Annotated in this window: 17 protein-coding genes; 13 read left to right on the forward strand and 4 right to left on the reverse strand. The window is 37.3% G+C overall.

Translation table 11 applies throughout. From position 1 onward, the window contains the following. Positions 1–124: 124 nt before the first annotated feature. Together pyk and IEV57_RS08375 are read right to left on the reverse strand one after the other, a co-directional pair. A complete protein-coding gene (pyk, locus tag IEV57_RS08370) occupies positions 125–1,555 on the reverse strand; it encodes a pyruvate kinase (RefSeq protein ID WP_188441643.1) in 1,431 nt (476 codons plus the stop codon). A gap of 14 nt (positions 1,556–1,569) precedes the next feature. Continuing rightward, positions 1,570–1,998, reverse strand: coding sequence for an IPExxxVDY family protein (locus IEV57_RS08375; protein WP_188441645.1), 429 nt, complete (start codon positions 1,996–1,998; stop codon positions 1,570–1,572). 150 nt (positions 1,999–2,148) lie between these two features. Here IEV57_RS08375 and IEV57_RS08380 point away from each other — a divergent pair, with 150 nt between their 5' ends. The 5 genes from IEV57_RS08380 (at position 2,149) to IEV57_RS08400 (ending at position 7,660) form a co-directional block, all read left to right on the forward strand. Next, on the forward strand, positions 2,149–2,385 hold the full coding sequence (locus IEV57_RS08380) for an acyl carrier protein (RefSeq protein ID WP_010855324.1): 237 nt from the start codon (positions 2,149–2,151) through the stop codon (positions 2,383–2,385). Between the two features lie 22 nt (positions 2,386–2,407). Further along, the gene (gene fabF / locus IEV57_RS08385) at positions 2,408–3,661 is read left to right on the forward strand and encodes a beta-ketoacyl-ACP synthase II (RefSeq protein WP_188441647.1); all 1,254 of its coding nucleotides are present in this window, start codon (positions 2,408–2,410) and stop codon (positions 3,659–3,661) included. 1 nt (position 3,662) lies between these two features. Then, the gene (gene rnc / locus IEV57_RS08390) at positions 3,663–4,403 is read left to right on the forward strand and encodes a ribonuclease III (protein WP_188441649.1); all 741 of its coding nucleotides are present in this window, start codon (positions 3,663–3,665) and stop codon (positions 4,401–4,403) included. Between the two features lie 45 nt (positions 4,404–4,448). After that, positions 4,449–6,296, forward strand: a complete 1,848-nt coding sequence (nadE, locus tag IEV57_RS08395) for an NAD(+) synthase (RefSeq protein WP_188441651.1) — start codon at positions 4,449–4,451, stop codon at positions 6,294–6,296. Between the two features lie 260 nt (positions 6,297–6,556). Next, positions 6,557–7,660: a prolipoprotein diacylglyceryl transferase gene (locus IEV57_RS08400; protein WP_188441653.1), complete on the forward strand. Its 1,104-nt coding sequence runs from the start codon at positions 6,557–6,559 to the stop codon at positions 7,658–7,660. 1 nt (position 7,661) lies between these two features. Here IEV57_RS08400 and yidD read toward each other — a convergent pair whose 3' ends face one another. Next, positions 7,662–7,904: a membrane protein insertion efficiency factor YidD gene (yidD, locus tag IEV57_RS08405; protein ID WP_373282249.1), complete on the reverse strand. Its 243-nt coding sequence runs from the start codon at positions 7,902–7,904 to the stop codon at positions 7,662–7,664. A gap of 142 nt (positions 7,905–8,046) precedes the next feature. Between yidD and IEV57_RS08410 the strand changes: the two genes are divergently transcribed. From IEV57_RS08410 to IEV57_RS08425, 4 genes are all read left to right on the forward strand, one after another. Further along, the gene (locus tag IEV57_RS08410; protein ID WP_188441656.1) at positions 8,047–9,504 is read left to right on the forward strand and encodes a BamA/TamA family outer membrane protein; all 1,458 of its coding nucleotides are present in this window, start codon (positions 8,047–8,049) and stop codon (positions 9,502–9,504) included. A gap of 141 nt (positions 9,505–9,645) precedes the next feature. Continuing rightward, positions 9,646–10,470 carry a PorV/PorQ family protein gene (locus tag IEV57_RS08415; protein ID WP_188441659.1) on the forward strand — a complete coding sequence of 275 codons (825 nt, stop codon included), beginning with the start codon at positions 9,646–9,648 and terminating at the stop codon, positions 10,468–10,470. After that, entirely contained in the window at positions 10,467–12,566 is a 2,100-nt protein-coding gene (locus tag IEV57_RS08420) for a ComEA family DNA-binding protein (RefSeq protein WP_188441661.1), read from the forward strand. The genes IEV57_RS08415 and IEV57_RS08420 overlap by 4 nt, the downstream gene beginning before the upstream one ends. Positions 12,567–12,631: 65 nt before the next feature. Continuing rightward, positions 12,632–15,079 (forward strand): zinc-dependent metalloprotease, encoded by a 2,448-nt coding sequence (locus tag IEV57_RS08425; protein ID WP_188441663.1) that lies wholly within the window; start codon positions 12,632–12,634, stop codon positions 15,077–15,079. A 48-nt stretch (positions 15,080–15,127) separates the two neighbouring features. Here the strand turns inward: IEV57_RS08425 and IEV57_RS08430 are convergent, their stop codons facing one another. Continuing rightward, positions 15,128–15,661 carry an Lcl domain-containing protein gene (locus IEV57_RS08430; protein WP_188441665.1) on the reverse strand — a complete coding sequence of 178 codons (534 nt, stop codon included), beginning with the start codon at positions 15,659–15,661 and terminating at the stop codon, positions 15,128–15,130. 107 nt (positions 15,662–15,768) lie between these two features. On the opposite strand from IEV57_RS08430, the gene IEV57_RS08435 reads away from it, so the two are divergent. The 4 genes from IEV57_RS08435 to tnpA all read left to right on the forward strand — a co-directional run bounded on the left by IEV57_RS08435 (position 15,769) and on the right by tnpA (position 20,930). Next, positions 15,769–15,984 (forward strand): hypothetical protein, encoded by a 216-nt coding sequence (locus tag IEV57_RS08435; RefSeq protein ID WP_188441667.1) that lies wholly within the window; start codon positions 15,769–15,771, stop codon positions 15,982–15,984. Between the two features lie 374 nt (positions 15,985–16,358). Continuing rightward, the gene (locus IEV57_RS08440; RefSeq protein ID WP_188441669.1) at positions 16,359–17,738 is read left to right on the forward strand and encodes an MBL fold metallo-hydrolase; all 1,380 of its coding nucleotides are present in this window, start codon (positions 16,359–16,361) and stop codon (positions 17,736–17,738) included. A gap of 311 nt (positions 17,739–18,049) precedes the next feature. After that, complete coding sequence (gene hsdR / locus IEV57_RS08445; protein WP_188441671.1) at positions 18,050–20,434, forward strand: EcoAI/FtnUII family type I restriction enzme subunit R; 2,385 nt, start codon at positions 18,050–18,052, stop codon at positions 20,432–20,434. Between the two features lie 28 nt (positions 20,435–20,462). Further along, positions 20,463–20,930, forward strand: coding sequence for an IS200/IS605 family transposase (gene tnpA / locus IEV57_RS08450; RefSeq protein WP_188441673.1), 468 nt, complete (start codon positions 20,463–20,465; stop codon positions 20,928–20,930). Positions 20,931–20,956 lie beyond the last annotated feature (26 nt).

The raw sequence follows: 20,956 nt of genomic DNA on the forward strand, positions 1-20,956 counted from the left end.
AAAAAAACCTTATTGAAACTGATTTCAATAAGGTTTTTGTAAATAATTTTAAATCAATACGTTACAGGGTTTTTACCAACTATTTTTGACCATTAGATCTTTTTATTTTTTAATCGAAAAAAAGTTATTCCACTATATGCACTTTAAGCATATTGGTTTTCCCTTTCTTTTTGAGTGGCATACTTGCCGTGTTTACGATGACATCACCAACAGTAACATGTCCATCTGCTTTTAGTTGACTTTCGATGTCCTTGAAAGTAGCATCTGTAGATACATTACTTTCGTAGTAATATGCTCTAACGCCCCATACCAAACTTAGCTGTGTAAGCAATGGCATATTTCGGGTGAAAACAAATATATTGGCTAGTGGCCTATGCGAAGCAATCCTAAATCCCGTAAATCCTGATGAAGTTATTCCAACTATCGCTTTAGCTCTGACATTCCTAGAGAGCCTAGAAGCCATTAAAATGAGGTTGTTTGACAGGAAAGTCTCGTCCTCTTCGGGGATCTTATAAAGGTTGTGATAAACATCTGCATTCTGCTCAATATGAGAAATGATAGATGTCATTGCTTTTACGGCAAAAACAGGGAAGTTTCCAGAGGCAGTTTCAGCTGAAAGCATGACTGCATCTGCTCCATCCAACACAGCTGTAGCCACATCATTGGTCTCCGCTCTTGTTGGTCTTGGATTGACGATCATACTCTCTAGCATTTGAGTCGCTATGATCACAGGCTTACAAGCAAGTTTACACTTTTCTACCATCTTTTTCTGCCAAAGAGGAACCATTTGCATGGGAACTTCTACTCCAAGATCTCCTCTAGCTACCATGATTGCATCGGTGGCGGCTATGATTTCGTCGATATTTTCTAAAGCTTCAGGCTTCTCGATTTTTGCTACAATTTTACAAACCTTTCCAGCCTTCTCGATTCTACGCCTCAAATCATAAATGTCTTCAGCATGTCTTACGAAAGATAAGGCTATCCAATCGACTTCATTTTCAAGTCCAAATTCTAGATCTTCAAGATCTTTTTCTGTGAGAGATGGAGCAGAAACCTTAGTGTTTGGAAGATTAATCCCTTTTCTAGATTTTAAGATTCCACCGTGGATAACAGTACAATTGACATTTTTACCATCTGTGCTATTCACTACCAACTCTAAGTTACCATCGTCGATAAGTATTCTGTCGCCAGGAAGAACATCATTAGGAAGGTTTTGGTATACTGTACTTACCAAAGAAGCTGTACCAATGACAGGGTCATTGGTAATAGTGATAGGATCACCAGGAATGATTTCGACACCATTATCTTGGACTTCACCAACCCGAATTTTCGGTCCTTGAAGATCTTGAAGGATTCCAATAGATAATTGATTGTCTTTGTTGATTTTTCGGATCATGCTGATGACCTTGGCATGTCCTTCATGATTTCCGTGAGAAAAATTCAATCGAAACACGTTTGCTCCCGCTTTGGAGAGATTAAGAAGTGTTTCTTCATTGTTAGAGGCTGGGCCTACTGTAGCCAAAATCTTTGTTTTATTAAAGATAGGTACACTCATGGGTAATTTTCGTTTTAATAGGTTAACAGGTTTTCTTTAGATTTTATCTTATCTACATCTAATTTGACGACGTTTTGGATAAAATTACTTTTTGAAAGTTGCTCAATATAAGCATAAATATTCAAATCGAAGGTAAGATCCTGCAAGAGCAGGAAGTAATCCATGATTTTGAGTTCGGGGATTAAGTAGTGAACATTTCCACTATCATTTACAGATCTATTTTTTAGGAGTTGAATATATCCATGATCTTTTTCAATAATAAATTGAGAAATTTTCAAAGCAGAATCATCGAGGAAATGAAGCTCAAAATCCTTGGTTTTGACAAGCCTAATATTCAGACAATTGTTGATCACCCAAGCCATTTTATAGTCTTTAATAGGTGCCACAAAGCCTAAAAGTTCGAATTCGTAAAGGTTATCAACTAGTAATTTTGATTTCTTCATTCAGGAAGAATTTTGAAAGACAAAGTTAAAAATAATCCTTCAATCTCAAGGTCGAAACAGAATATCTTAAATTTAGTTGCCTGTTTTTTTTGGCAATAAGGTTTTAAATATATTTCTTTGCGGAGTGTTTTAATATAAACTAATCACAAAATGTCTGAAATTGCACAAAAAGTAAAAGCCATTATCGTTGATAAGTTAGGCGTAGAAGAATCTGAAGTTACTCCTGAGGCTAGCTTCACAAATGATTTAGGTGCTGACTCTCTTGATACAGTAGAGCTCATCATGGAATTCGAAAAAGAATTCAACATTTCTATTCCAGATGACCAAGCCGAACAAATCGGTACAGTAGGTCAAGCAGTAAGCTACCTGGAAGCAAACGTAAAATAAGATAATCACTTAAAATTCATTTATGAATTTAAGAAGAGTTGTAGTAACAGGTATAGGTGCCCTTACACCAATAGGTAAGACTGTCCCCGAGTTTTGGGACAATCTAGTTAATGGTGTGAGCGGTGCTGGACCTATTACTAGATTCGATGCCTCGCTTTTCAAAACTCAATTTGCGTGTGAAATAAAAGATTTCAACGTAGAAGATTATTTGGACCGCAAGGAAGCTCGAAAAATGGACCCTTTCACGCAGTATGCTATGATTGCGGTAGACGAGGCCATGAAGGATTCAGGATTAAATCTTGAAACAATCAATTTACACAGAGCAGGTGTAATATGGGGTTCAGGTATTGGTGGGCTTAAAACCTTCCAAGATGAAGTTGTCGATTTCGCCAATGGTGACGGAACGCCAAGATTCAATCCTTTCTTCATCCCAAAGATGATTGCTGATATTAGTGCAGGATTTCTTTCCATAAAGTATGGATTTAAAGGCCCTAACTTTGTAACAGTATCAGCTTGCGCTTCAGGAACAAACGCTTTAATTGATTCATTTAATTACATCAGACTTGGTAAAGCGGATATTTTTATATCCGGTGGCTCCGAAGCTGCGGTAACAGAAGCTGGAATCGGTGGTTTTAATGCCATGAAAGCGCTGTCTCAAAGAAATGATGATCCACAATCAGCTTCAAGACCTTTCGACAAAGACAGAGATGGGTTTGTTTTAGGCGAAGGAGCAGGTGCAATTATTCTTGAAGAATATGAGCATGCTAAGGCACGTGGTGCAAAAATTTATGCTGAGTTAGTAGGTGGCGGAATGACTGCAGACGCTTATCACATCACAGCTCCACATCCTGACGGAGAAGGTGCTGCCAACGTGATGAAGTTTGCTTTGGAAGATGCTGACCTAAGCCCAGAAAGTATTGACTATGTCAATGTACATGGTACTTCTACCCCTCTTGGGGATGTGAGTGAAGTGAAAGCGATCCAAAAAGTATTTGGTGAGCACGCTTACAAACTAAATATAAGTAGTACTAAATCTATGACAGGTCATCTTTTGGGAGCGGCGGGAGCTATCGAAGCGATTGCCTCCATCCTTTCTGTCAAAAACAATATTGTCCCTCCTACTATCAACCATTTTACGGATGATGAAAACTTGGATAGCAAATTGAATTTGACTTTCAACAAGGCTCAAAAAAGAGAAGTTAGAGCTGCTTTAAGTAATACTTTTGGATTTGGTGGACATAACTGTTCTATCATTTTCAAGAAAATCGAGGAGTAAATTGAGACTATCACGTTTACTCAGATTCCAAGCACTTCTTTATAATAAAAATGAAAAAAGGCTTGCTGCCGCCATTAAACATATGGTCGGTAGCAAGCCTTTTAACTTATCCCTATACAAGCTCGCGATCAAGCACGCGTCTGTTGCAGAAGAATCAATCAACGGATTGAAAATCTCTAATGAACGCTTGGAATTCCTAGGTGATGCTGTGTTGGGAACGATAGTCGCTGAGTTTTTATTTATTAAATTCCCCTATCGCGATGAAGGATTTCTTACTGAAACCCGTTCTCGAATCGTAAATAGGGAAGCATTGAATCAGATTGCCATGAAAATTGGACTTAGTAAACTGATCAATGATGAGATGCCTGGTAGAAATGTAAGTTCCCACAAATCAATTTACGGAGATACTTTAGAAGCTTTGGTTGGAGCAATTTATTTGGATAGAGGATATGCTTTTACCAAGACATTTATTCTAAAAAGAATCATTATCCACTTTGACGTAGATGATATCATCAATACTACTACGAATTTCAAAAGTAAATTAATCGAGTGGTCACAAAAAGAAGCAAAAGAGATTGATTTTAATTTAGTCTCTGTTTCAGGTAATCAAAGGTTCAAGGAGTTTTTGGTAGAAATCAAACTACAAGGTCAAATAGTCGCTGAAGGCAAAGGTGCTACAAAGAAAAAAGCTGAACAAGAAGCGTCCAAAAATGCCTGTGAAAAACTAAATATCCCTATTTAGAACACTATCTTTGAATTTGATGTTTTTAAGATTCAAGTTTACCCTATGTCAAGTTTAAAAATTGCCTGTGCTACTGTCAACCAAACACCTTTGGATTGGACGGGAAACCTTAAGAATATCACCAATGCAATTGAGGAGGCTCAAAATTCTCAAGTTGATTTGCTTTGTTTTCCAGAATTAACCATCACCGGTTATGGAAGTGAAGATTTATATTTGAGTTATTGGTATCCGCAAAAAGCCCTCAAAAAATTAGAAAAATTAATTCCTTTTTGTAAGGAAATAACTGTTGCTGTTGGTCTTCCTGTAAGGGTTCAAGAAAAGGTTTACAATTGCATGGCCATCATCGAAAATGCTGAATTGAAAGCATTTGCTGCAAAGCAATTTATGGCAATCGATGGTGTTCATTATGAATTCAGGTGGTTTACACCATGGAATGCCCACGAAGTAATCGATTTTGACTTCTTTGGACAGCCAATTCCACTTGGTGACATCGTTTTCTCCAAAAATGAAGTAAGCTATGGATTCGAAATCTGCGAAGACGCTTGGCGTGGTGAGGTCAGGCCAGGTTACCGATTGAAAGAAAAAAATATTGACGTGATTTTCAACCCTAGTGCAAGTCATTTTGCTATGGGCAAAAGCATCCAAAGAGAAGATTTGGTCAAAAACTCTTCTACCCTACTCAATGCCACTTACTTTTATATTAATTTACTTGGTAATGAAACTGGAAAAATGATTTTTGATGGGGAAATCCTCGTTGCGAAAAATGGAGAGCTTCTTTCAAAAAATGAGATCCTATCTTTTGCTGATTATCAAATTCAGATTTTTGATTATGATAAAAACAAAGAAAATTATCCTCTTGTAGACAGTCAGCATTTCAAAAACGAAGAGTTTGTCAAAGCTGCTTCTTTGGGATTATTTGACTACATGCGGAAAAGTAAAAGCCGGGGCTTTGTCCTTTCTTTGAGTGGTGGTGCTGATTCTTCCTCTATAGCTATCCTTGTCGCAGAAATGGTTAGAAGAGGCGTAAAAGAACTGGGGATTGCACCATTTTTAAAGAAATTAGGTCTTGTTTACATTCCAAAAACAGCTCATCCTGAAAAAGAAATAATTCAAGAAATTTTCACCACAGCTTATCAGGCTTCTGATAATTCATCATACGCTACTTTTCAAAGTGCCAAATCACTCGCTGAAAGTATTGGCGCCAAGTTTTACAATTGGGAGATTTCGGACGAAGTAAAATCATATACAGAGAAAATTGAAAAAGCCCTAGGAAGAAAGCTTACCTGGGAAAAAGATGATCTTGCTTTACAAAATATTCAAGCTAGGTCACGATCTCCTATCATTTGGATGCTGGCCAACATCGAAAATGCTTTGCTCCTGACTACTTCGAACAGAAGTGAAGGAGACGTGGGTTACACAACAATGGATGGAGACACAAGTGGGAGTATTTCGCCCATCGCATCTGTAGACAAATATTTCCTGTTACAATGGCTGAAATGGGCAGAAGTAGAATTAGGCTACGCTGGATTGAAAAGTGTAAATGCACTTCAACCAACAGCCGAGTTGAGGCCCAATGAAAATCACCAAACTGATGAGCAGGATTTGATGCCTTATTCAGTGATTGTTGAAATAGAGAGGCTCGCTATTCGTGATAGAAGATCTCCTTTAGACATTTTCTATATTCTAAATGAAGAATTACCTATCGATAAAGAAACGTTAAAAGGATACATCAAAAAATTCTTCAAGCTATGGTCCAGAAATCAGTGGAAAAGAGAGCGTCTTGCTCCAGCTTTTCACCTTGATGAATTTAGTGTTGATCCAAAATCTTGGTGCAGGTTTCCTATCTTATCAGGAGGCTTTGAGGAAGAATTAAAAGCATTAGACGAAGAATAATTTATTGATGATGATTTGCGTCTCATGCAACATTTAGATATTTCATTCGATTGATGCAAAAGGTCGCTAAGAGTCAACGACCAATTCGAAATCTATAGCAGCTTAAAACAAAGTGGATAAGATATCTTAAACAGCTTTTGGTAAGAAAGCAAATATCAGCAAAACGAAACCATCAAATCCGATGATCAATTGAAATTATTACAATTTTTGTAAAGAGTTTTGATGATTATCGACATATTTGAATTAGCAAAAACACAAAGATGATAGAAGGTATATTAAGTTATGTAGTGTGGAGTCCTGATCCAGCTGTTTTTTCAGGATTTGAAAGATTGAGATGGTATAGTTTATTCTTTGCCCTGGGCTTTATTATTTCTCAACAAATCATGGTTTACATCTTCAAGAAAGAAGGGCAGAATGAAGAGTTGGTAGATAAATTGACTATTTATATGGTCTTGGCAACCATCATTGGAGCAAGACTTGGTCATGTCCTTTTTTACGAGCCAGAAAAATACCTAAGCAATCCGATTGACATCCTGAAAGTTTGGGAAGGTGGTCTTGCCAGTCATGGTGCCGCAATTGCTATTTTAATTGCTTTGTATATGTATTCCAAAAAAACTCCAGGACAATCTTATCTCTGGGTGGTCGATAGAATTGTGATCGTCGTGGCAATGACCGCAGTTTTGATACGATTCGGGAACTTGATGAATTCTGAAATTGGTGGTAAAGAAACAGGTACTGACAGTGGATTTGTTTTTGCAAGAGATACTGAAGAAGCCTTGGAGACTTTAAGGATACCAATCATTGAAATTAATGCTTACAAGCCTGCTGAAAGATCCAGTGATCTCATTGGAAATGGAATCGTACCTGTAAACTTTGATATTAAGATTGAAAAGGGAGGTTTTGATATTGAAGATCTGAAAAAAGTAATAGAAACGGATGTAAAGTATGTTTTTACGAACTTCAGAAGTTCTCAAAAATACTTAGCAGAAGATCCAAATACTGATTTAACATATCAATTATTAGACAAAGGAGATCATTATTTAGCTGTTGTTCAGACTTTTGGAAAAACTCGCCATCCAACTCAAATTTATGAGGCTTTATCTTATCTTGTGATTTTCATTGTATTGTTATTGCTGTGGGGCAAATACAAATCGAGACTTCCTGATGGGCTTTTCTTGGGGCTGTTTTTAATTTCAGTTTTTGGAATGCGCTTCGTTTGGGAATATTTTAAAGAGAATCAAGTAGATTTTGAAGACAATCTCACCCTCAATATGGGTCAAACTCTTAGCATTCCATTGGTTATAGCCGGAATCATCTTGATCTTTTTAGCAGCCAAGAAAGGGTTGAAACCAATTAAAGATTAATTTATGGAACTGGGTCATGTCCATGACCTCCCCAAGGGTGGCAGCTTGCAATTCGCTTGATGCCGAGCCAGCCACCCTTGAAAACCCCATGTTTGAGTATCGCTTCTTTCATGTAAGAACTACAAGTAGGTGTGTATCTGCATGCCGCTGGAAAAAGTGGCGAAATCAAATATTGATAAATCAATACAGGGAAGATGGCTATTTTTCTAATGAGTGTTTTCAATGGCGTGGTACCTATTTCCAAATTTAATAATCAACATAATAAAGCCTCCAAATGATTCAATTTTTGGGATAGCTAATTTTTATTCTTTAAATATTGGAATAAGAAACGATTTTATCCATTTGATAACTTATATTTCTGAATTAAAAATAAAGCCAACCGTAAATTGAAAAAGCAATTCCTTATCTTCTTTAGCTCGCTATTTTTAGGAATAGGATTGATCTCAAATAGTTCTGCTTTAGCACAAGATGTTGATTCTTTGTTTTTTGAAGAGTTAAATTTAGATATCCCAGATAAGGTAACAATCAACAATATTTTTATCATTGGAAATCAAAAGACAAGAAAAAACATCATTCTTAGAGAGTTAAATTTTAGTGCTGGAATCACTTACGATTGGGAAGAATTAGTCTCCATACTTGCTGCTGATCAGAAAAAAATCTTTAATCTTCAACTTTTTAATTCAGTTGAACTTACACCTTTGATTACAGGTGAAGAACAGATAGAAATATTGATCACGGTAGATGAGAGAAGATATTTTATTCCTTCAATTATTTTTGAATTGGCTGATAGAAATTTTTCAGAATGGTGGACCAACCAGAATAGAAGTCTTAAAAGAGTAAATTATGGAGCGCGCTTCTACCATAACAATGTGGGTGGTAGAAATGAAAAAATGCGCTTGAGTGCACAGTTTGGTTTTACACAAGCTTTCGATTTGCGATACAGCTTTCCGTACATTGATAGAAATCAAAAACACGGATTAACAACTCAAATCTCTTATCTCACAAATAAGACTATTTCGGTACGTTCAGCGGAAAACAAGCAAGTTTTCTATACCAATGAGAACGAAGATGTTTTAAGAAGACTTTTTTCTTTTTTCGGCAGATACAGCTATCGCGGAAGTTTCTATAATTTTCATTTTGTTACATTAGGTTATAACAATATTCAAATTAATGAGGATGTACTTACCCAAAACGAAAACTATTTTCTCCATAACGATACCAATTTGCGATACTTCTTAGCTAGCTATAACTTTCGGCATGATAGAAGAAACTATAACTCTTATCCTACCAATGGTGCATTATTGGATCTAGGAATCACAAAGTTTGGTTTGTTTGGTTCAGATGATTTTAAAGATTGGGAATTTACTGGAATTGCAAATAGATACTTTCCTATTAACAGTAAAATCCATGCGGCAAGTGGCTTATATGCTACCGCCTTTGTTGGAAGAAGACAACCGTTTACATCAGTTAGGGGAGTTGGATATAATCCTAATTTTATCAGAGGGTACGAATTGAATGTCATTGAAGGGCAACAATCGATAGTCCATAAAAATAGCTTGAGGTATAATCTATTAGACTTAGAATATGATATTTCAAGAATTTCACCCATTAGTGGATTTTCAAATTTCCCAGTCAAATTATATTTCAGTGCCAACTTTGATCATGGCTTTGTCAACGATAGAAATAATATCCCGGAAAATCTTCGTCTAACCAATAAATATCTATTTGGTTATGGTCCTGGTTTAGATCTAGTTATTTTTTATGATTTGGTTTTTAGATTTGAATATTCTAGAAACAATCAAAATGAAGGCAATTTCTTTATCAATTTTAAGGCTCCATTTTAATCCCCGCTTAACTAAACTCCTCCTTTCTCAGTAGCGCTGAATAAGGCTAATGATTTAAACGTTTAAGTTTGGTTTCTAGCTTTACTTTTTTGTAGGAAAAATTTAACTTAAAGTTTGTTTTTCCATTTTATCTTTTTTCAAATGAGCAGGTCTTGGATTTCTATTCTTTTGATTTTAATTCCAATTTTAGGTCTACGCGCGCAGGGAGGCATTGAAGCACTACCTCGTGGTGCCAGGAGTACCGGTCTAGGAAATGCAAGCCTAACGATTGCAGACTCTTGGTCGATTTTCAATAATATTGGCGCTCTAGGCAGATTGACAAGTTCAGCCATTGTAGTTGGCTATGACCACCGATTCAATCTCAATGAACTTACTACGTTGTCAGCAGGCGCTGTCATGCATACCGAAAGTTTTCAATATGGACTAAGCGTATCAAGTTTTGGTGGAGAGCACTTCAACCAGAGTAATATTGGATTGGGAATTGCCAACCAAATGGGAATAGCGAGTTTAGGGCTGAAAATAAACTATCTCCAAACCAACATCGAGGGATTTGGAAGAGCTGCAGCACCTGTGATAGAGTTTGGAGGAGTGGCTGAATTAGGTCCTAACCTGTTTTTTGGTGCACACATTTATAACCTCACCAATGCAAAAGTCGGGGGCAACTCAGAAGATAGAATTCCAACAGTAGTCAAATCCGGTATTTCATATCGACCAACTGAAAAACTGATGGTCAATATTGAGGCTGAAAAAGACATTTTGCTGCCAGCCATGATCAAATTAGGAATTGAATACAATCTGATGGACAGGCTTTGGCTAAGAAGTGGTGTCAATACCTATCCAAGCAACTTGTTTTTTGGAATTGGTTTTCGACCTAGAAATTTTGTCATCGATTACGCAATGACCCAGAGCCAATATTTGGGCAATACACATCATTTTTCCTTTGGCTATCTAATTCAAAAAAAGTGAGAAAATGGATTTTTACATATCTCTTTTTACTTTTTTGGACAGCGCTTACTGCCCAGACCTACAGAAAGGATGAAATCAATATAGAAAAATTGATCGAGGAGCTTTTTGCTATGCAGCAAGATGATGTGGATTTTGAAAATATGTATGAAGGATTATTACAGGTATTCCTAAACCCAATTCATCTGAATAAAGCTACACAGGAAGAATTGAAGTCAATTTATATTCTAAATCCTTACCAAATCAATTCGTTTTTTGAGTATAAAGCAGCTTTTGGGAATTTTATTTCTATCTATGAATTACAGGCTGTTCCAGGTTTTGATTTACAGACTATCTATAAAATGCTCCCATTTGTAACCTTGGATGATGGTTCTGAATATGGCAGTCGCTCTTTTTTGAAAAGAGTTGTCAATGAACGGGATGCCTACTTTATTTTCAGACAAAATAGAGTTTGGGAAACGAGACGAGGATTTACTGCGGCAGACACTTTGAGCAATGGTCGACTGACAAGTCGTTTCCTTGGTGATCCAAATAATCTCTACGGAAGGTTTAGAATTCAGCACAGTAAAGATTTCAGTTTGGGCTTTACGATTGACAAAGATCCTGGAGAGCAGTTTATTTGGGATCCTGATACCAAAAGGTATGGCTTCAATTTCTTCTCTTATCACTTTACCCTTTACAATCAAAAAAAGTGGAAGACAATCACTGTTGGAGATTTTCAAGCTCAATTTGGTCAAGGATTGGTCTATGGAGCAGGGTTCTCGGTGGGTAAAGGTTCTGAAACAATTACCACAATCCGAAGAAGCAGCATCGGACTACGTCCTTACACAGGAGCCATGGAATTTGGATTCTTTCGTGGCTTGGGCTTGACCTATCAGCATAAAAACATCGACATCAGCTTGATCGCATCGCATACTCCACGAGATGGGAATGTGCAAATTGCCTTGGATACTTTGGAACAAGAAGACGTATTTATTTCTTCATTACAGCTTTCGGGACTACATCGAACTCCTACAGAAATTGCCTATAAAGACCAAATCAGGGAAAGTAATCTCGGAGGAAACATCCAATATAGCAGTGAAAACAGGATGCTACAAGTCGGTATTAATTCACTTTTCACTCGATATAATCAGCCTTTCATTCGAAATCCTCAAGTATATAATCAATTTGAATTCTCCGGTCAGGAAAATCATATACATAGTGGATACATCTCTTATAATATTCAGAATTACTTCCTATTTGGAGAAACAGCCATTTCCAAAAGTGGCGGCATGGGTAGTGTTTTGGGCGTGATGAGCAGTCTGAGTAGGACGGTTGATTTATCGCTGCTTTGGAGAAAATTCGATAGAAACTTCCATACTTTCTATGGAAATTCATTTTCAGAAAATACCCGTCCAATCAACGAAGAGGGGATTTATCTCGGATTAAACTTTCGCCCAAACATCAAATACAATTGGTCGATTTATTATGATCAGTTCAAGTTTCCTTGGATAAAATTCAGGACTTACTCACCTTCGGAGGGCTATGAGTGGCTGACCCGGTTTACCTATCGTCCTTCCAAAGCTGTTCTATTATTTTTTCAGTTCAGAGAAGAATCGAAAGCGAGAAATATCAGTGAAATCCAAAATTTTCAGTCTACATACCAGCTTTCTCAAGGAAAAAAATGGAATTATGTGGTCAATTTGGACTACAAAATCAATGACAATTGGAGTTTAAAATCACGGGTGATGGGCAGCCGTTTTGATTTCAACAATCAGATCACCAAAGGATTTGCAATCAGTCAGGATTTGAACGCAGACTTTCAAAAATGGAGAGTTTCTACGCGATTTGTACTTTTCGATACGGATGATTATGACAACAGACAATACATTTACGAGCGAAATGTACTTTGGGCATTCTCAATTCCCGCACTTCAAGGACAAGGCCTCAGGTACTACACTTTAGCACAATACCGCGTAAGTCAAAAGTTGACCTTATGGGCGAGGTATTCTAGGACGATTTTTACTGATCGGGAAGTCATCGGTTCAGGCTTACAATCAATTCAAGGAAATCGACAAACTGAAACTATTTTTCAACTTAGGTATCAATTTAACCGATAATTTCCATAATCGGTAACCTACGCTACACTTCATTTTGTAACTTCATTTTCGAAAAATCATACGCTATGAAAAAAATATATTTACTGACTTTAACTCTTTTAATTTCCGTTTCAAGCAGTTTTTCTCAAAAACTAGATGTCTCAAAGATGGAAAAGAAAGAAGGATTTATCAATTTCTATTTGGACGATGAGAAAGGTAAAATCTATTTAGAAATAGAAAAACTTGATCATGAATTTCTTTATGTCAATTCTCTCCCTGCTGGGGTAGGTTCGAATGACATCGGTTTGGATCGTGGTCAATTGGGCAGAACGCGAGTTGTAGAATTCCGAAAAGCTGGAAATAAGCTGATGTTGGTTCATAAAAACTATGATTTCAGAGCATTCAGTGATAATCCAGCAGAAGTAAAATCTGTCAAAGATGCATTTGCAGAGTCGATTCTATGGGGATTTGAAATCAGCAATAATGTAGATGATAAAATCATCGTAGATGCGACAAGTTTCTATTTGCAAGATGTACATCAAGTCGCTGAGAAATTGGGTTCAGCCAGACAAGGTTCATACAAAGTTGATAATTCCAGAAGTGCGATTTATGAACCGATGACCAAAAACTTTCCTCAAAACACCGAAGTGGAAGCTACTATCACAGTCACCGGAACACCATCAGGAAGTTATATTCGCTCTGTCACGCCATCTCCTGAGGCAGTGACTGTAAGACAAAGACATTCTTTTATTGAACTTCCCGATGATCAGTATCAGCAGAGAGAATTTGACACACGAGCGGGTTATTTTAATATCAGCTACCTAGACTTCACTTCTCCTATCGGTGAACCCATGGAAAAGAAATTCATCTCAAGACATCGCTTGGAGAAGAAAGATCCATCTGCTGCTATTTCTGAGGCAGTAGAACCTATTGTTTATTATTTAGATAGAGGCACACCAGAGCCGGTAAGATCTGCTTTGATCGAAGGAGGCAATTGGTGGAATCAAGCATTTGAAGCAGCAGGTTTCAAAGATGCCTTCAGAGTTGAATTGATGCCCGAAGGAGCCGATCCAATGGATGTCAGGTACAATGTGATCCAATGGGTTCACCGCTCTACCAGAGGCTGGTCTTATGGCTCTTCCATAAGAGATCCAAGAACTGGAGAAATCCTCAAAGGTCATGTGAGTTTGGGTTCTTTGAGAGTAAGACAAGATTACCTGATTGCTCAAGGCTTGCTACAGCCATTTGAAGATGGAAAGCCTAAAGACCCAAAGATGTTAGAAATGGCACTGGCTAGATTAAGACAGCTTTCAGCACATGAGATTGGGCATACCATTGGGTTAGCACATGCTTATGCCTCCTCTCCTACAAGTCGAGCATCTGTGATGGATTATCCATATCCTTATATCAGCATAGATAATGATGGGAATTTAGATTTCTCCAAAGCATATGATGATAAAATTGGAGATTGGGACAAATGGGCGATCCGCTATGGCTATGATGTGATTCCTGAAGGTCAAGACGAAAAAGCCTATTTGAAAAAACTATTGGAAGATACCTACGCGGCGGGCCATACATTTATTTCTGACTCAGATTCAAGAAATTCCAGTGGAAGTCATCCAACGGCCCACTTGTGGGATAATGGAACTTCTGCACCAGAGGAACTTGCTAGAATGATGGAAATCAGAAGAGCTAAGCTCAATTCCTTTGGCTTGAATGCAATCGAAGAAAACACTCCAGAGGCCATGATGGAGGAAGTTTTGGCACCACTATACTTGATGCATAGATATCAAGTGGAAGCAGCTGCCAAACTTATCGGAGGGGTAGACTATACTTATAAAGTAAAAGGTGACAATCAGCGAAAGCAAAGTAGATTGGATGCCAAGTCGCAAATGGAAGCATTAGATGAATTGCTGCAAACAGTTCTTCCTGAGAATTTAGCTTTGCCAAGTCATATTGTTGATTTGATTCCGCCTAGACCAATGGGTTATGGAAGAAATAGAGAGACTTTCCCTTCTCGCACAGGGCCAAACTTCGATCCTATTGCACCTGCTGAGAATGTGGTGGACTTAACTTTCTCTTTCCTTTTTGATGCAGCAAGAGCCAATAGAATAGCTCAGCAAAACGCTTTTGATGATCAACTCCCTTCTTTAAAAGAGGTAATGGATAAAATCCGAAAAAGTGTTTTTGGGGTAAATTCAAAAGGTGATTACCAGAATCAGATCAGCTTGATGGTTCAAAATAAAATGGTCGATAATTTGATTATGCTATCTAAAGACTCCAGAGCCAGTTCACTCGTGAAAGCCGAGGCAAGAGCAATTTTAAAAGATATTAGCAGTGTAGAATTGAATCTTTTTGCAGGTAAAGGATCTAAGAAAGGTAAAGGTTCAACAGAAAGTCACCGAATGTATCTAGCTGACAAGATTTCAGCTTTTATGAGACTTCCAGAGGAACTGAGTACTCCGAATTCTATCAGTGTTCCAGATGGGGCGCCAATTGGTACTGAAGATATGAGTTGTGATTTTGATTTTTAAAATAAAAGAAGGAGCGGTGATTGCCGCTCCTTCTTTTATTCACATTATTTAAAAACTCCTAATTGCTCTTACCCAGTATTCATTTGCTTTATTTTCGTTTGTGGTGAGTCCTGTTCCAAAATTATGTACAATTGCACGAAGCTCAGGCTCGTATTGTGAGGAGGACCAATAAGGCTCCCAGACTCCATTTCGCAAATTTCCGATAAAGTCCCTATTCACATACATCAGCAGGAGCTCATCCTTTGAAGGGAGGTACCAATCATCGTAGCCGTCTATTACCAGATCGGCGCAAAGACTTGCAGCAGTGACTGCTTGACAAACTTCAATAATTCTATTTGTATTCCGCATTCCTGCTCCAATAAAAGTAAAATTCGTCCCAGGAATTACCTGATTCGCACAACCCCATGAAACATAGGTTGGCAAATCTTCCGGAGCCGCAATAAGGCCATGTTTTCCAGTTTTATCCAAATAGAAAATTCGCCCTCCTTGATACTCCATGCCTAATTCTAAAAATGGCTCCTTTTCACATGAAATAAGAAATATTGATATGAAAATCAAAAATACTTGAACAATTTTTTTCATGCTCAAATATAGGATAAACAGAAAATTTTTCACGCATAGATCAATATGAAAAATAAAAAATATGCTTAATAACTTAAATAAATTCACTTGAAAATTGAAAAAACATAGTGATAATTGGGTATATATGTGGAGGAATTTTCAGTCCAAGTAAGAATCCGTTCTCTACCAACGCCACAAATACTACAAGTGCAGACCCAACACTTTTTGAAGTGAAGTTAATTCGAAGTGAAATTGCGAGTGTGCAAAGTATTGATGGACGAAATCCTTTCGAAATATTGATTTTCCCAAATCCAACAGAATCAGAAATCAATCTAAAATACTAACTTAACGAATTGTTTCCGGTCAATTAATTCATTACCAACTCACTTGGTCAAATTATAGCGCAGGGGAAATTTGAAAGTTCAAATATAGGTGTGAATCATCAAAGCATAGAAATCAATAGATCGGAGAAATCAACAATGCTATTGATGACAATTGTGTTTGATAATAAGTTTTATGTCTCTGAGAATGTATTGAAAAATTAGAGTTAGATAGATTTGATTGATTTTATCTATTGGATTAAAAAACCATAAAGTAATCTTTATCACAAACATCTTTATTTCTTATCCTTAAAATTGTATTGTCAAAGGATAAAGCAGGTATTTGTCTTTTGATTGAAAATTGAAAAAAAAAATAAAAACGAATAAAATTTAAGTATATGTTTTTCGAATTAGTTTATGATAAGAGTTTGGCGCAAGCCAGTTATGTAATCGGATGCCAGGCAGGTGGTATAGCTGCTGTAATCGATCCAAAAAGAGATGTTGACACCTATCTTGAAATTGCCAAGGCAAACAACATGAAGATCACCCATATCTTCGAAACACACATTCATGCAGATTTCTTGAGTGGTGCTAGAGAGTTAGCCGCCTTAACCGGTGCAGAAATGTACCTTTCTGACGAAGGAGATGAAAACTGGAAGTACGAATTCCCTCATAATAAAATCAAAGGAGGAGACAATATAAAATTGGGAAACTTGAATTTCGAAGTAATCCACACACCTGGTCACACACCAGAAAGTGTAAGTTTCCTTTTGACTGACAAGCCTGCATCAAGCGAACCTGTTATGTTGTTTACAGGAGATTTTGTGTTCGTTGGTGATGTTGGAAGACCGGATTTACTCGAACAGGCAGCAGGCATAAAGGGTACTCAAGACATCGGTGCTGCACAGATGTATGATTCCTTACATGAATTTGCGAAGCTTGGAGACTTTATCCAAGTATGGCCTGGACACGGTGCAGGTTCTGCCTGTGGCAAAGCTCTTGGAGCTGTACCAAGTACTACAGTGGGATACGAAAAAATCAGAAACTGGGCATTACAGCTTTTGAATGATAAAGTTGCTTTTAGCAAAGAACTCTTGGCCGATCAACCTGAGCCACCAAGGTACTTTGCAATGATGAAAAAGCTCAATAAAGTAGACAGAAAGCTTTTGACAGAAGTTCCAAAGATCAAGAATCTAGGAAAAGCTGATTTTGATAAAATCACTGCCGAGGGTTTAAAAGTAATAGATACCAGACCATGGCAAGACTATGCTGCTGGATTCCTCAAAGGAACACTCAGCATCACCAACAACAATTCCTTTTCATCTTGGATGGGTTGGTATTTGACTTATGAAGAGAACTTCGTGTTGATCGCAGAAGATGCACAGGTAGAGGACTTAACTAGGAAGTTGATGCGTATAGGTTTAGACAATTTAATCGGCTATATCACACCAAGTCAATTGGCAGAATTTGAAAGAGGAAATCTATCTACTTTTGAGCCAATTTCAAAAGAGGTAGTTCAAGCAGCTTTAGAAAAAGGAGACACGCAGATTGTAGATGTAAGAGGAGCCGCTGAGTTCAAAAAAGGGCATATTGAAGGTGCTGAAAATCACTTCGTAGGTAAGCTTGACAAAAACTTAGACAAAATCTCCAAGGACAAGCCTGTAATCATTCACTGTCAAAGTGGTGCAAGAGCAGCTATCGCTTACTCTGTATTAACTGCCAATGGGTTTGATAATATTCAAAACTACTCAGGTGGTTGGGCCGATTGGAGTGCTTAAAAATTTGATTTAGATTGGTTAATTGGTTTGTTCAAATCCACCCTTGATTTAGGGTGGATTTTTTTTTCCAAAAAACACTTTCCGCGTAGTGATTAATTTTATTTCACGCAGTGACGCAGAGAATTTTTTTTGCCAATAAAATCATATTATTTTGATATTTTTTTGTCTTAAAAAAAAACCATCAGAGCCGCAAAACATCAAAGTAAAATTTTATTAGAAACACTTTTTACCGATTCATTTATAATTTTGATTTTCTTTTACGCTTCAAACTAATATCTTTAAGAAACGATTTATACTTTTAATTTTTTCTAATGCACAAAAAGAGTTTAAGTGAACGAGACATTTGCACCAAATACATTACACCTGCACTCAAAAATGCTGGTTGGGATATTTTGAAGCAAATTCGTGAAGAAGTGTTTTTTACTGACGGAAGAATCATCGTCCAAGGGTCTCTTCATACCCGAGGGACAAGGAAGCGAGCTGATTACATTTTATACTATAAAAAAGACATCCCCCTTGCCATCATTGAAGCTAAAGCTAATACCAAAGGAGTCGGTTCAGGTATGCAGCAAGCCTTGGAATACTCCGAAATCCTCCAGATTCCTTTTGTCTTTACCTCCAATGGAGACTCTTTTGTTTTCCATGACAAAACCAATCCTGACGAAAGAGAAAAAGAAATTCACTTAGATGATTTTCCCTCACCTGCTATTCTTTGGGAAAAATATCTAAAATTCAGTGAAATCAATACGCCAAAAGCACGTGAAATAGTAGAGCAAGATTACTATGTGGATGATTCTGGTATGAACCTGAGATATTATCAGGCAAATGCAGTAAATAGAACCATTGAGGCTATAGCTAAAGGTCAAAATAGAATTCTTTTGGTCATGGCTACTGGAACAGGGAAAACATACACTGCTTTCAACCTGATTTGGAGACTTTGGAAAACAGGCATCAAAAAGCGAATTCTTTTTTTAGCTGACAGAAATGCCCTACTTACGCAGACCAAAAATGGTGACTTCTCCCCTTTTGGAAATGATATCATGCATATCATCAAAAACCGAAAAATTGATAAATCCTACCAAATCTACTTCGCATTATATCAAGGATTGACCAGTAATGAGGAAGAGAAAAATGCTTACAAAGAATTCAGCAAGGACTTTTTTGATCTGATAGTAGTTGACGAATGTCATAGAGGATCAGCTTCCGAAGCATCAGCATGGCGGGAAGTTTTGGATTATTTCGAAGGCGCAACTCAGATCGGTATGACTGCTACGCCAAAAGAAACCAAAGACATCTCCAATATGGATTATTATGGAGATCCTGTCTATACCTATTCGCTCAAACAGGGAATAATGGATGGTTTTTTGGCTCCTTATAAAGTTGTGAGGATAACAACCAATTTGGATGAGGGATGGCGTCCTTCAGCGGGTATGTTGGATAAATTTGGCAATGAAATCAAAGACAGGATATATAATCTGAAAGACTATGACCGCAAAATGGTCATGGATCAGCGAACACAGTTAATAGCGAATAAGATCACAGAATTCTTAAAAGCCACTGATCGTTTTTCCAAAACAATTGTCTTTTGCATAGATATAGAACATGCACAACGCATGCGACAGGCATTGATAAACACCAATGCTGACCTAGTATCAAAACACCCGCATTATGTTGTCAAGATCACTGGAGACGATGAAGTAGGTAAACGCGAGTTGGATAATTTTACAGATGTGGAAGAGCGATTCCCCGTAATCGCTACTACATCAAAAATGCTAACCACTGGTATTGACACTAAGATGGTGAAGCTGATAGTACTTGAAGCAAATATTGCTTCCATGACAGAATTCAAACAGATCGTGGGCCGAGGTACAAGAATCAGAGAAGCCGAAGGAAAGCTCTATTTTACAATTATGGATTTCAGAAAAGCCACCAATCTATTTGCTGATCCAGAATTCGATGGAGATCCCGTTCAGATTTACGAACCTGGAATTGATGATTCACCAGTACCTCCGATGTATCCAGAAAATGAGGAAGAAGATCTAGATGCTGACAATCAGTTTGGACAACCTGAAGCTCTAGAATTTGAAACTCCACCAGGTATTCAAATTCATGAGGGCGACCCAGATGCCGAACCAAGAAAATACTATGTCAACGATGTAGAGGTGTCTGTCATCAATCAACGTATTCAATATTTTGGAGCAGATGGTAGGTTGATAACAGAATCTTTGAAAGATTATACCCGCAAAAACATAGATCAAAATTTCAGCTCTCTGGATGTATTCATTCAGCGCTGGACCGCAGCAGATAAAAAAGAAGTTTTACTTGCTGAATTAGCTGAACAAGGGATTTTATTGGAGGCACTTCGAGAGGAAATCGGCAAAGAAATGGATGATTTTGACCTGATTTGTCACATTGCTTTTGATCAACCTGCTTTGACGCGAAAGGAAAGAGCTGAACAAGTGCGCAAAAGAAACTACTTTGAAAAATATAGCGCAAAAGCGCAATCGGTGCTAAATGCCCTTTTGGATAAATATGAACAAGAGGGGATCACTACTATCGAACAAGGCTCTATCCTCAAAGTTCAGCCAATCAATAAATTAGGCTCACCTGTTGAACTGGTCAGAGCTTTTGGGAAAGGGAAGGATTTTGAAAATGCAATCAAGGAATTGGAAAAGGAAATTTATCAGATAGCTTAATGAAGTCCTTAAATATTTAGCTAGGAAGATGAGCACATATTCACAGATTTATATTCAAATAGTAATAGCCGTTAAAGGACGGTATAGTTTGATTTCGAATATTTGGGAGGAAGAATTGTATAAATACATCACAGGAATAATCACAAATATGGGACAAAAATTAATTGCAATTAACGGTATGCCGGACCATGTTCATATTTTAATAGGTATGAAACCGTCGTGTTGCTTATCAGATTTGATTCGAGAAGTAAAAAAGGCGTCGAATGCATTTGTAAATGAAAAGAAATTTATCAGATCAAAATTTGAATGGCAAGAAGGCTTTGGTGCTTTCTCCTATTCTCAATCTGCATTGAATCATGTGATTACATATATTCAAAATCAAAAAGAACATCATAAGAAAAAAACATTCAAAGAAGAATACATTGATTTCTTGAAAAAATTTGAGGTTGATTATAATTCAGCGTATTTATTTAAATGGATAGAGGAAGAGGATTAGAAAGATTTGACCTTGAAAAGGTCACA

The organism is Belliella aquatica (assembly GCF_014637795.1).
GTDB classification, from domain to species: Bacteria; Bacteroidota; Bacteroidia; order Cytophagales; family Cyclobacteriaceae; genus Belliella; species Belliella aquatica.

What these genes read in the sequence shown, in the direction of transcription:
- IEV57_RS08415 (WP_188441659.1), top strand. Translation starts at nt 9,646, where the DNA reads ATGAGCAGGTCTTGGATTTCTATTCTTTTGATTTTAATTCCAATTTTA.
- fabF (WP_188441647.1), top strand. Translation starts at nt 2,408, where the DNA reads ATGAATTTAAGAAGAGTTGTAGTAACAGGTATAGGTGCCCTTACACCA.
- IEV57_RS08400 (WP_188441653.1), top strand. Translation starts at nt 6,557, where the DNA reads ATGATAGAAGGTATATTAAGTTATGTAGTGTGGAGTCCTGATCCAGCT.
- IEV57_RS08430 (WP_188441665.1), bottom strand. Translation starts at nt 15,661, where the DNA reads ATGAAAAAAATTGTTCAAGTATTTTTGATTTTCATATCAATATTTCTT.
- IEV57_RS08375 (WP_188441645.1), bottom strand. Translation starts at nt 1,998, where the DNA reads ATGAAGAAATCAAAATTACTAGTTGATAACCTTTACGAATTCGAACTT.
- IEV57_RS08425 (WP_188441663.1), top strand. Translation starts at nt 12,632, where the DNA reads ATGAAAAAAATATATTTACTGACTTTAACTCTTTTAATTTCCGTTTCA.
- tnpA (WP_188441673.1), top strand. Translation starts at nt 20,463, where the DNA reads ATGAGCACATATTCACAGATTTATATTCAAATAGTAATAGCCGTTAAA.
- pyk (WP_188441643.1), bottom strand. Translation starts at nt 1,555, where the DNA reads ATGAGTGTACCTATCTTTAATAAAACAAAGATTTTGGCTACAGTAGGC.
- nadE (WP_188441651.1), top strand. Translation starts at nt 4,449, where the DNA reads ATGTCAAGTTTAAAAATTGCCTGTGCTACTGTCAACCAAACACCTTTG.
- IEV57_RS08380 (WP_010855324.1), top strand. Translation starts at nt 2,149, where the DNA reads ATGTCTGAAATTGCACAAAAAGTAAAAGCCATTATCGTTGATAAGTTA.
- IEV57_RS08440 (WP_188441669.1), top strand. Translation starts at nt 16,359, where the DNA reads ATGTTTTTCGAATTAGTTTATGATAAGAGTTTGGCGCAAGCCAGTTAT.
- hsdR (WP_188441671.1), top strand. Translation starts at nt 18,050, where the DNA reads ATGCACAAAAAGAGTTTAAGTGAACGAGACATTTGCACCAAATACATT.